Source organism: Curtobacterium sp. MCLR17_051 (assembly GCF_003234395.1).
GTDB classification, from domain to species: domain Bacteria; phylum Actinomycetota; class Actinomycetes; order Actinomycetales; family Microbacteriaceae; genus Curtobacterium; species Curtobacterium flaccumfaciens.
Map to the genome: position 1 here is coordinate 20,441 of NZ_QKTA01000028.1, position 11,507 is coordinate 31,947.

Below are 11,507 nucleotides of genomic sequence, written 5' to 3' on the forward strand. Positions count from 1 at the left end.
GGAGTAGCCTCCCGCCAACGAGCAGGGGAGACGCCATGCAGTTCCTCGTCAACGTCATCGACGACGGTCAGGCCGCCGCCGTCGGCAACACGTACTCCGCGACCGACGCCGAAGCCGCCGCGGTCGACGCCTTCAACGAGCGGATGGGCGACGCGATCGTGTTCGCCGCCGGGGTCTCCGCACCGGCCGACGCCACCGTGGTCGACGCCCGTGGGGGCGCGGCCGACACGACGGCTGACACAACGACACGGCCCGCCACGACCGGGCCCGCCACCGACCCCGACGAGTACGTCGCCGGGTTCTGGGTCATGGACCTCCCGGACGCCGAGACGGCTGCCCGGGTGGCGCACCAGGCGTCGCAGGCGTGCAACCGGAAGATCGAGCTCCGCCCGCTGCTCTGACGCCACGGACCCCACCCGGCCGACGGACCACCGCGGGGACGGCGCTCGCCGCGCTCACACCTGCCCCGACCACGAACGTCACCACGAACCCGTTCGCACCGACGAGCGCTCCGGCACCCGCAGCGCCGACGGCCTGCCCGAGCACGAGTGCGACGAACAGCATCGACGTGCCCGCCGACGACCGCTCGGCATCGATCTCGGTCGTCCACGCGATCAGTGCCCCGGTCGCCGCCGTGTAGCCCCAGCCGAACACGGCACACGCCAGCAGTGCCGCGACCGTCGACTCCGGCGCTGCCCCCAGCACCACGACGGCGACGGCGACCGACCCCGCCGTGACCGCCCAGAGCGTCCGGGCGCGCAGTCCGTTCGTCCAACGCGCGGTGACCACGACGGCCGCTCCGCCGATCCCGAGCGCGATCCAGGCCGACACCGAGACGACGACCGACGCGCCGGCCTCCACCAGCGCCGAACGTCCGTAGGTCCAGACGACGGCGGACCCCGCCCCGAACAGCAGCGCCAGCACGAGGACCCCTCGGTGCGCCGCGAACCACGGAGCGCCGGGCAGCGGTGACCGGGACGCAGCAGCCCCGCCGCGGGACACCACGAGCAGCAGGGCACCGACGGCCAGGGCGAACACCCCGGACACCGCCCAGGCCGTCCGCCAGTCGGGCAGCAGCACGAGGGCGAGCACCCCGGCGCCCACGAGCCCGGGGCCGGTACCTGCGTTCACGATCGCCTGCGCTCGACCGAGCAGCGCCGTCGGCACCTGCGCCGCGACGATCCGCACGAGGGCGGGCGACGCGAGTCCGGCACCTGCCGACGCGAGCACGGCGCTGACGCCGAACGCCAGCGAGCCGCCGGCCGTCGCCATGGCGATCGCACCGATCCCGGCCACCAGGGTCGCGACCGTGACGAGCACGCGGGGCATCCGGGCGGCGAGCAGGAAGCCGGCCACCGCACCGACGCAGTACAGCGCCGAGGCACCCGACGAGACCCACCCGGCGGCGTCTGCCCGGAGCCCCAGGTCCCGCTGCACGTCGGGCAGGAACAGCCCGTACGCCAGGCGCACCAGGCCGTAGGTGGCGGCGATCAGGCCGAGTCCGCTCACCAGGAGCAGACGATGTCGTAACGAAAACGATCGTTTCACTTTTCAGAGCCTAGGGTGCTCTCATGGTGATGCGCCCAGGGACCGAGCAACGGCTGCTCGACGCCGCCGAGGAGCTCTTCTTCTCGCAGGGCATCGCCGCCACCCCGATCGACGCCGTCCTCGAACGGGCCGGAGTCTCGACGGCCACGCTCTACCGCGGCTACGCGAGCAAGGAGTCGCTCGTCGCCGCGGCCCTCACCCGTCGCCACGAGGACTGGATCGCCACCTGGGACCGTGCGGTCGCCGCCGAACGGGACGACCTAGGCCGACTCCTGGCGGTGTTCGACGCCCTCGACGACTACCGCTCGACGCCCACGGGCTCCCGCTGGTGCGCCTTCCTCGGCACCGCCGCCGAGTACGCCGACGCCCCCGCCGAGGTCCGGCAGGTCCTGGACCTCGAGACCACCACCCTGCGCCGGCGGCTCGTGGCACAGGCGGTGCCGGTGGTCGGTCCCCGTGCCGAGGTCCTCGGCGACCAGCTGCTGCTCATCGTCTCCGGTTACCTTGCGATGCGGTTGCGCGACCCCGCGCTCGACACGACGACGGCACGGTCCGTCGCCGCGTCCCTCATCCGGGAACACACCCCAGACGGAACGGCGCCCACCACATGACCCGATCGCGTGCTGCCACGATCACCCGCCGTTCCCTGCTGATCGGTGGCACGGGCGTCGTCGCCGCGGGAGCCGTGGCCGAGGGGATCAACCTCGGCCTGCTGCCCGGGCGCTCGACCCTGTACCGGGTCCTCGGTCTGGACGGCACCGACGGCACGGTCCCCGACGTCGAGGCGGTTCCCACCACCTCCGGCACCTTCGTGTCGGCAGCGCGGAAGGGCCGCACCGTCGGGTGGACGATCGCGGCACCGGCGTCCGACACCCCCTTGCCGGTGGCGGTCGCCCTGCACGGCTACGGCGACGACCACACCTCGTTCTTCGTGCGGAGCCTGGGCTACGACCGGTTCCTCGCGGCGCACGTCGCCGACGGCGGAGCCCCGTTCGCGATCGCCTCGATCGACGGCGGCAACCGCTACTGGCACCCACGAGCCGACGGGGACGACCCCGCCGCGATGGTCGTCGACGAGTTCCTGCCCCTGATCGCCCGCCGCGGCTTCGACACGGACCGCCTCGCCCTGACCGGCTACTCGATGGGTGGCTTCGGCGCCCTCCGGCTCGCAGGGGTCCTCGGTGCCTCGCGCGTCCGGGCGGTCTCGGCCATCAGCCCCGCGCTCTGGAAGTCGGCCGCCGACACCGCTCGCGGCGCCTTCGACGACGCCGCGGACTTCCGCGCGAACACCGTCCTCGGGCGGCAGCGCGCCCTGGACGGCGTCGCCGTCCGCGTCGACTGCGGCAACGGCGACGGGTTCGCGCCGGCGGTGCACGCCTACGTCGACGGCTTCGCCACGCCTCCGGCCGGAGGCTTCGCACCCGGTGCCCACACGCACGGCTACTGGCGCCGCCTGGCGCCCCAGCAGCTCGCCTTCCTCGGCCGCCACCTGGGTCGCTGAGCCGACCAGCGTCCCGACCAGCGCCCGGGACGCGCGTCCAGGCGGACGGGAGGCCCGTGGCGGCCCCGCACCGCGCCTCCAGGCCGTCGACCGGTCACCGCGACGGCCCGTGCCAGGTGACCAGGAGCGCTCAGGAGCGCTCAGGCGCGACCGCGGTTGCGGCGCCGGATCTCCTTCGGAGCCCGCCCGGCCATGAAGGACCGTGCAGGATCGACGAGGAAGCCCTGCCGGAGCGCCTCGCGACCGACGAGCATCCGGAACCCCATCTGGTCCCGGTTGCTCAAGGTGACCTCGGACTCGACGACCTGCCCGGCCAACGCGATCCGCGTGCGGACGACGATGCGCTCCTGGGTGTGCCCGGTCGAGCTGCGGACGATGCGCCGGTCGTGCACGTCGCACTCGATGGTGGAGGCATCGGCATCGGTGTCCTGCCAGGGGTGCAGCGAGAACCGGACCCGCTCGCCGGGCAGTTCCTCGAGGTCGAAGGCGTGCAACGCGGAGCTCCGGGCGCCGGTGTCGAGCTTCACCTTGATCCACGGCACGCCGAGGTCCGGCAGTCCCGCCCACTCCCGCCACCCGGCGACGACGAGCCCGCTGTCGGAGGACTTCGGAGCTCGGGCCATGTGCCCATCCTGTCGCATGCTCCGTGGCCACGTCCGCATGCTTTGATGGAGCGTCGCCGTCGATCCGACCCAGCGGAGAACCCCTCGATGAAACTCGCCATCCTGTCGCGCGCGCCCCAGGCGTACTCGACCCAGCGCCTCCGCGCAGCGGCACTCGACCGCGGTCACGAGGTCAAGGTGCTCAACACCCTGCGCTTCGCGATCGACCTGTCCGGTGACGACCCGGACCTGCTCTACCGCGGCAAGCTGCTGAGCGACTACGACGCGGTGCTGCCGCGCATCGGCAACTCGATCACCTACTACGGCACCGCCGTCGTGCGCCAGTTCGAGCAGATGGACGTCTACACGCCGAACACGGCGAACGGCATCACGAACTCGCGCGACAAGCTCCGGGCGAACCAGATCCTGTCGCGGCACGACATCGGCATGCCGGCGACGACCTTCGTGGCCGGCCGCAACGACGTGCGCGGCGCGATCGAACGGGTCGGCGGCGCGCCCGTCGTCATCAAGCTCCTCGAGGGCACGCAGGGCATCGGCGTGATCCTGGCACCCGAGGCGAAGGTGGCCGAGTCGATCGTCGAGACCCTGCACTCCACGAAGCAGAACGTCCTGATCCAGCGGTTCATCGCCGAGAGCCGCGGTCGTGACATCCGGGCCCTCGTCGTCGGTGACCGGGTCGTGGCGGCGATGCGCCGGACCGCCTCGGGTGACGAGTTCCGCTCCAACGTGCACCGCGGCGGCACCGTCGAGAAGGTCACGCTCTCGCCCGAGTACGAGGCGGTGGCGGTCCGCTCGGCGCAGATCATGGGCCTCAAGGTCGCCGGTGTCGACATGCTCGAGGGCAACGACGGGCCGCTCGTGATGGAGGTCAACTCCTCGCCAGGGCTCGAGGGCGTCGAGCGCGCCACCGGCCTCGACATCGCCGGTGCGATCGTCGACTTCATCGCGAACCAGGTCGCGTTCCCCGAGATCGACGTCCGCCAGCGGCTGTCCGTCTCGACCGGCTACGGCGTCGCCGAGCTCCTCGTGCACACCAACGCCGACCTGGTCGGCAAGACGATCAAGGAGTCCGGGCTCTGGGACCGCGACATCACGGTCCTCACGCTGCACCGCGGCTCCAACGTCATCCCGAACCCGCGCAGTGGCGTCGCCCTCGAGCCGGGGGACCGCCTGCTCTGCTTCGGCAAGCTCGAGGAGATGCGGTCGATGATCCCGGAGCGTCGCAAGCGGCGTGCGAAGGTGCGGAAGCTGCCCAAGGAGCCGCTGCAGACCGAGAGCTGAGCGTTCGGGCGCTGCAGCGCCGTGACAGCCGGGAGGCCCGGATCGCGTCCCCTCGTCGGGTACGTGATCCGGGCCTCCCGTCTGCAGTCCGGGCTCAGTCGCCGCGCACGTCGCCTTGGCGGCGCGCGAGCAGGCGCAGGACGGCGCCGAGTCCGAGCGCGGTCAGTGCGGCGGCGAGCCAGCCGCCGAGCTCGACACCCGTGAAGGCGAGCTCACGGCTGGTGGGGACGGTGCCGGTGCCGGTGGTGCTGGCTCCGTCGGTCTTCGGAGCGGGTGCGGTGCGATCGTCGATCGTGCCGAGCTGCGTGCCGGTGCCGGTGCCGGTGCCCGGGGTCACGATCCCCGGGAACGCGATTCCCGTTCCGGCCCCGTTGTCGCCATCGCCGTCGCTCTCGGGGACGAGCGTGACGAGCATGCTCGAGCCCGGTGAGACGTGACCGAAGCGGTCCACGGCGACGACCGACAGCAGGTGCGCTCCCGGCTCCAGGGGAACCGTCGTCCGGAAGGCGAACCGCCCGTCGGAGTCGGCTGTCCCGCGGCCGATCTCGCGGCCGTCGGCGTCGCGGATGACGACCGTCGAGCCGGGCTCGGCGGAGCCCCGGACGATGCCGGTTCCGTCGACGATGTCGTCGAACGCCTCGAGGACGGGTGCCGCCGGGGCCTCGGTGTCGACGTCGACGGTGGTCTTCGTCGGGTCCGACTCGTTGCCGACCTTGTCCTGCGCGATCAGTTCGAGGTCGTGCGCCCCGTCCGTGAGCGGCTCGTCGAGGACGATCTCGAAGTCGCCGTTCTCGTCCGCGGTGTCGCGGCCGAGCTCGTTGCCGTCCTCGTCGCGGATGATCACGGTCGAGCCGGGCTCCGCCGTCCCGCTGATCGGGCCCTTGCCGTCAGCGAGGTCGGACGGGCTGGCGACGACTGGTGCCGTGGGCGCTTCGGTGTCGACGTCGACCGTGGTGTCGGTCGGGTTGGACTCGTTGCCGGCCTTGTCCTGGGCGACGAGTTCGAGCTTGTGCTCGCCATTGTTGAGCGGTTCGTCCAGCTCGATGCTGAAGTCGCCGTCGTCGTTGGCTTCGCCGCGGCCGATCTCGTTGCCGTCCTCGTCACGGATGAACACGGTGGAGCCGGGTTCCGCGGTCCCGGTGATCGGGCCCTTACCGTCAGCGAGGTCAGAGGGGCTGGTCACGACCGGTGCGGTCGGTGCCTTCGTGTCGACGTCGACCGTGGTCTTCGTTTCCTCGGAGGTGTTGCCAGCGTCATCCTGGGCGATCAGTTCGAGCTTGTGGTCGCCGTCGTCGAGGGGCTCGTCGAGCTCGATGGAGAAGTCGCCGTCGTCGTTGGCTTCGCCGCGGCCGATCTCGTTGCCGTCTTCGTCGCGGATGATCACGGTGGAGCCGGGTTCCGCGGTCCCGCTGATCGGTCCCTTGCCGTTGTTGAGATCGCTGGGGCTGGTCACCACTGGTGCCGTCGGCGCTTCGGTGTCGACGTCGACGGTGGTCTTCGTCTCTTCGGAGGTGTTGCCAGCGTCATCCTGAGCGATGAGTTCGAGCTTGTGGTCGCCGTCGTTGAGCGGTTCATCGAGTTCGATCGAGAAGTCGCCGTCGTCGTTGGCGTCGCCGCGGCCGATCTCGTTGCCGTCCTCGTCACGGATGATGACCGTCGAGCCCGGCTCCGCGGTACCAGTGATGGGTCCCTTGCCGTCAGCGAGGTCCTTGGAGCTGGTGACGACGGGTGCGTCGGGAGCTTCGGTGTCGACGCCGACCGTGGTGTCGGTCGGGTTGGACTCGTTACCGGCGTCGTCCTGGGCGATGAGTTCGAGGTCGTGCGCGCCGTCGTTGAGGGGCTCGTCGAGTTCGATGGAGAAGTCGCCGTCGTCGTTAGCTTCGCCGCGGCCGAGCTCGTTGCCGTCTTCATCGCGGATGATCACGGTGGAGCCGGGCTCGGCGGTGCCGGTGATGGGGCCCTTGCCGTCAGCGAGGTCGGAGGGGCTGGTGACGACGGGTGCGGTCGGTGCCTTCGTGTCGACGTCGACGGTGGTCGTCGTCTCTTCGGAGGTGTTGCCCGCCTTGTCTTCAGCGATGAGTTCGAGCTTGTGCTCGCCGTCGTCGAGGGGCTCGTCGAGTTCGATCGAGAAGTCCCCGTCGTCGTTGGCTTCGCCGCGGCCGAGTTCGTTGCCGTCCTCGTCACGGATGATCACGGTGGAGCCGGGTTCGGCGGTGCCGGTGATCGGGCCCTTGCCCTTGTCGAGGTCGCTGGGGCTGGTCACGACCGGGGCCGTGGGCGCTTCGGTGTCGACGTCGACGGTGGTCTTCGTCTCTTCGGAGTTGTTGCCGGCGTCATCCTGGGCGATCAGTTCGAGCTTGTGCTCGCCGTCGTCGAGCGGCTCGTCGAGCTCGATCGAGAAGTCGCCGTCGTCGTTGGCCTCACCGCGGCCGATCTCGTTACCGTCCTCGTCACGGATGATCACGGTGGAGCCCGGCTCAGCGGTCCCGGTGATGGGTCCGGTGCCGTCGCTCAGGTCGGACGGGCTGGTCACGACGGGTGCGTCGGGGGTTTCAGTGTCGACGTCAACCGTTGTGTCGGTCGGGTTGGACTCGTTACCGGCCTTGTCCTGGGCGATCAGTTCGAGCTTGTGCTCGCCGTCGTCGAGCGGCTCGTCCAGCTCGATGGAGAAGTCGCCGTCGTCGTTGGCTTCGCCGCGGCCGATCTCGTTGCCGTCTTCATCGCGGATGATGACAGTGGAGCCGGGTTCCGCGGTGCCGGTGATGGGGCCCTTGCCGTCAGCGAGGTCAGAGGGGCTGGTCACGACCGGGGCCATGGGGGCTTCGGTGTCGACATCGACCGTGGTGTTGGTCGGGCTAGATTCGTTGCCGGCCTTGTCTGCAGCGACGAGCTCGAGCTTGTGCTCGCCGTCGTCGAGGGGCTCATCCAGCTCGATGCTGAAGTCGCCGTCGTCGTTGGCTTCCCCGCGGCCGAGTTCGTTGCCGTCCTCGTCACGGATGATGACCGTGGAGCCGGGTTCCGCGGTGCCGGTGATCGGGCCCTTACCGTCAGCGAGGTCAGAGGGGCTGGTCACGACCGGTGCGGTCGGTGCCGTCGTGTCGACGTCGACCGTGGTCTTCGTCTCTTCGGAGGTGTTGCCAGCGTCATCCTGGGCGATCAGCTCGAGCTTGTGCTCGCCGTCATCGAGCGGCTCATCGAGCTCGATCGAGAAGTCGCCGTCGTCGTTGGCTTCGCCGCGGCCGATCTCGTTGCCGTCCTCGTCACGGATGATGACCGTCGAGCCGGGCTCGGCGGTGCCGGTGATGGGGCCTTTGCCGTTGTCGAGGTGTTTGGGGCTGGTCACGATCGGGGCCGTGGGGGCTTCCGTGTCGACGTCGACCGTGGTCTTCGTCTCTTCGGAGGTGTTGCCAGCGTCATCCTGAGCGACGAGTTCGAGCTTGTGGTCGCCGTCGTTGAGCGGTTCATCGAGCTCGATCGAGAAGTCGCCGTCGTCGTTGGCTTCGCCGCGGCCGATCTCGTTGCCGTCCTCGTCACGGATGATGACCGTCGAGCCGGGTTCCGCGGTGCCGGTGATCGGGCCCTTGCCGTTGTCGAGGTGTTTGGGGCTGGTCACGATCGGGGCCGTGGGGGCTTCCGTGTCGACGTCGACCGTGGTCTTCGTCTCTTCGGAGGTGTTGCCAGCGTCATCCTGAGCGACGAGTTCGAGCTTGTGGTCGCCGTCGTTGAGCGGTTCATCGAGTTCGATCGAGAAGTCGCCGTCGTCGTTGGCTTCGCCGCGGCCGAGTTCGTTGCCGTCTTCGTCGCGGATGATGACCGTCGAGCCCGGCTCGGCGGTCCCGCTGATCGGGCCCTTGCCGTCGCTCAGGTCGGACGGGCTGGTGACGACGGGTGCGGTCGGTGCCTTCGTGTCGACGTCGACGGTGGTCTTCGTCTCTTCGGAGGTGTTGCCGGCGTCATCCTGGGCGATCAGTTCGAGCTTGTGCTCGCCGTCGTCCAGGGGCTCGTCGAGTTCGATCGAGAAGTCGCCGTCGTCGTTGGCTTCGCCGCGGCCGAGTTCGTTGCCGTCTTCGTCGCGGATGATGACCGTCGAGCCCGGCTCGGCGGTGCCGGTGATGGGGCCGGTCCCGTCAGCGAGGTCGGACGGGCTGGTGACGACGGGTGCGTCGGGGGCTTCGGTGTCGACGTCAACCGTGGCGTCGGTCGGACCAGATTCGTTGCCAGCCTTGTCCTGGGCGATCAGCTCGAGGTGGTGGGCGCCGTCGTTGAGGGGCTCGTCGAGTTCGATGGAGAAGTTGCCGTCGTCGTTGGCTTCGCCGCGGCCGAGTTCGTTGCCGTCTTCGTCGCGGATGATGACCGTCGAGCCGGGCTCGGCGGTCCCGGTGATGGGGCCGGTCCCGTCAGCGAGGTCCTTGGGGCTGGTGACGACGGGTGCGTCGGGTGCTTCGGTGTCGACGTCAACCGTGGCGTCGGTCGGACCAGATTCGTTGCCGGCCTTGTCCTGGGCGATGAGTTCGAGCTTGTGCTCGCCGTCGTCGAGGGGCTCGTCGAGTTCGATGGAGAAGTCGCCGTCGTCGTTGGCTTCGCCGCGGCCGAGTTCGTTGCCGTCCTCGTCACGGATGATCACGGTCGAGCCGGGCTCGGCGGTCCCGGTGATGGGCCCCTTGCCGTCAGCGAGGTCCTTGGGGCTGGTGACGACGGGTGCGTCGGGTGCTTCGGTGTCGACGTCGACGGTGACCGGGGTGGGGGTCGAGATGTTGCCGGCGTCGTCCTGGGCGATCAGCTCGAGGTGGTGGTCGCCGTCGTCGAGGGGCTCGTCGAGTTCGATCGAGAAGTCCCCGTCGTCGTTGGCTTCGCCGCGGCCGATCTGGTTGCCGTCCTCGTCACGGATGATGACCGTCGAGCCCGGTTCGGCGGTCCCGGTGATGGGTCCCTTGCCGTCAGCGAGGTCGGTCGGTCCGGTCAGGATCGGTGCGTTCGGAGCGTCGTCGTCCACGTCCACCGTGACCGGCGTCGGGGACGAGACGTTGCCGGCCTCGTCCTGCGCGACGAGCTCGAGGTCGTGCGCGCCGTCGTCGAGCGGCTCGTCGAGCACGACGGTGAACTGCCCGTCGTCGCGGGCCTCGGTACGGCCGAGTTCGTTGCCGTCGGCGTCGCGCACGATCACTGTCGAACCGGGTTCGGCCGACCCGGTGAAGGGGCCGGTGCCGTCGGCGAGGAACTCGGGGGTCGTGCTGATCGGTGCGTCGGGTGCGGTGACGTCGGGTGCGGTGACGGTCACGGGCGAGGGAGCCGACTCGTTGCCGGCGTCGTCCTGCGCGACGACCTCCAGGCCGTGGTCGCCCTCGGTCAGTGGCTCGTCTAACTCGACCGAGAAGTCACCGTCGTCATTGGCTTCGCCGCGCCCGATCTCGTCGCCGTCCCGGTCGCGGATGATCACGATGGAGCCGGGCTCGGCGGTGCCGACCACCGGGCCGGTCGGGGTCGCGAGGTCCTGGCGCTCGACGACCGGAGCATCGGGCGCGGTGGTGTCCGGGACGACCGCGGTCGCGGTCGCCGGGCCGGACTCGTTGCCGACCGCATCGGCGGCGACGACCACGAGGTCGGTCGCACCCTCGGGCAGCGGTGCGTCGAGACGGACGGAGAAGTCGCCGGCCTCGTTCGCACGATCGCGGCCGAGTTCGTTGCCGGCGGGGTCGCGGACGATGACGATGGCGCCTGGCTCGGCGGTGCCGGTGATGGGTCCGGTCGGGTCGGCGAGGGTGCCGGGGTCGTCGACGATCGGGACGTCGGGGGCGGTGGCGTCGACGTCGAGGGTCGCCGTGGTCGGGTCGGCGGTGAAGCCGTTGCGGTGCTGCACGGCGGTGACGGTGACCGACCCCTCCGACAGCGCCTCGGTGACGGGGAGCGACCAGGTGCCGTCATCGCCGACGGGGACGTTCACCGGCGCCCGGTCACCGACGGCCACGTCGACGGTGCCACCGGGGACGCCCTGGCCGGTGATGGTCGGCTTCGGCCCGACGGCTGCGGTCGGCTCGTCGATGACGGCGGCGGTCAGCGGGATGGTGACCTTCCACGTCGATGTCGTCTGCTCGCTCGAGTTCACGTAGTCGGTGGCGGCGTTCGGGGCGAACGAGCCGTGCACCGTGATGACGTCGCCCGGCAGAGCGGAAACGTCGACGGTGATCGGCACCCGGATGTGGTTGAAGTTCGCTCCTCCGGTGTTGAGTGGCTGGGGGTTCCCGCCGAGGCAGTCGGTCTGCGTGGAGGACGTGAACGTGCAGTTCGCAACGTTCGCCGTGCCTGAGTTCGCCACGGAGAACGGCGGTCGTCCGCGTGTGAAGGTCGCGGGGCCGGTGATGGTCCAGTGGAAGTCGAGCGAACGGCTCGGGATCGTGAAGCCACTCACGTTCTTGACGTTGAAGATCGACGTCTCGAACCGCTGTCCCGGCTGACCGATCGCGTCCGCGGCTCCATCGACGTACACGTTGATCGGCGTCTCGTTCGGCGTGACCTCGTCGGTCGTGGGCTGCGCCTCGGGGGTGGGGGTCGGGGCG

7 protein-coding genes are annotated in these 11,507 nt (G+C 70.3%); 4 read left to right on the forward strand and 3 right to left on the reverse strand.

The features are described 5' to 3' along the window. Positions 1-35: 35 nt before the first annotated feature. Positions 36-401, forward strand: coding sequence for a YciI family protein (locus tag DEJ06_RS17130; RefSeq protein ID WP_111040118.1), 366 nt, complete (start codon positions 36-38; stop codon positions 399-401). On the opposite strand, the gene DEJ06_RS17135 is transcribed toward DEJ06_RS17130, so the two are convergent. Further along, entirely contained in the window at positions 307-1,509 is a 1,203-nt protein-coding gene (locus tag DEJ06_RS17135) for an MFS transporter (protein ID WP_220036527.1), read from the reverse strand. The two genes, DEJ06_RS17130 and DEJ06_RS17135, sit on opposite strands and share 95 nt — an antisense overlap. Before the next feature lie 62 nt (positions 1,510-1,571). Between DEJ06_RS17135 and DEJ06_RS17140 the strand changes: the two genes are divergently transcribed. Next, positions 1,572-2,159: a TetR/AcrR family transcriptional regulator gene (locus tag DEJ06_RS17140; RefSeq protein ID WP_111040120.1), complete on the forward strand. Its 588-nt coding sequence runs from the start codon at positions 1,572-1,574 to the stop codon at positions 2,157-2,159. Next, positions 2,156-3,049: an alpha/beta hydrolase family protein gene (locus DEJ06_RS17145; protein ID WP_111040121.1), complete on the forward strand. Its 894-nt coding sequence runs from the start codon at positions 2,156-2,158 to the stop codon at positions 3,047-3,049. Before DEJ06_RS17140 ends, DEJ06_RS17145 begins: the two co-directional genes overlap by 4 nt. Positions 3,050-3,189: 140 nt before the next feature. Here DEJ06_RS17145 and DEJ06_RS17150 read toward each other — a convergent pair whose 3' ends face one another. Continuing rightward, positions 3,190-3,672 carry a RimK/LysX family protein gene (locus tag DEJ06_RS17150; RefSeq protein ID WP_027465989.1) on the reverse strand — a complete coding sequence of 161 codons (483 nt, stop codon included), beginning with the start codon at positions 3,670-3,672 and terminating at the stop codon, positions 3,190-3,192. An 87-nt stretch (positions 3,673-3,759) separates the two neighbouring features. Here DEJ06_RS17150 and DEJ06_RS17155 point away from each other — a divergent pair, with 87 nt between their 5' ends. Beyond that, positions 3,760-4,953 (forward strand): RimK family alpha-L-glutamate ligase, encoded by a 1,194-nt coding sequence (locus DEJ06_RS17155; RefSeq protein ID WP_111040122.1) that lies wholly within the window; start codon positions 3,760-3,762, stop codon positions 4,951-4,953. A 94-nt stretch (positions 4,954-5,047) separates the two neighbouring features. Here the strand turns inward: DEJ06_RS17155 and DEJ06_RS17160 are convergent, their stop codons facing one another. Continuing rightward, positions 5,048-11,437, reverse strand: coding sequence for an Ig-like domain-containing protein (locus DEJ06_RS17160; RefSeq protein ID WP_220036528.1), 6,390 nt, complete (start codon positions 11,435-11,437; stop codon positions 5,048-5,050). Between the last annotated feature and the right edge of the window lie 70 nt (positions 11,438-11,507).

What these genes read in the sequence shown, in the direction of transcription:
- DEJ06_RS17130 (WP_111040118.1), top strand. Translation starts at nt 36, where the DNA reads ATGCAGTTCCTCGTCAACGTCATCGACGACGGTCAGGCCGCCGCCGTC.
- DEJ06_RS17140 (WP_111040120.1), top strand. Translation starts at nt 1,572, where the DNA reads ATGGTGATGCGCCCAGGGACCGAGCAACGGCTGCTCGACGCCGCCGAG.
- DEJ06_RS17145 (WP_111040121.1), top strand. Translation starts at nt 2,156, where the DNA reads ATGACCCGATCGCGTGCTGCCACGATCACCCGCCGTTCCCTGCTGATC.
- DEJ06_RS17150 (WP_027465989.1), bottom strand. Translation starts at nt 3,672, where the DNA reads ATGGCCCGAGCTCCGAAGTCCTCCGACAGCGGGCTCGTCGTCGCCGGG.
- DEJ06_RS17155 (WP_111040122.1), top strand. Translation starts at nt 3,760, where the DNA reads ATGAAACTCGCCATCCTGTCGCGCGCGCCCCAGGCGTACTCGACCCAG.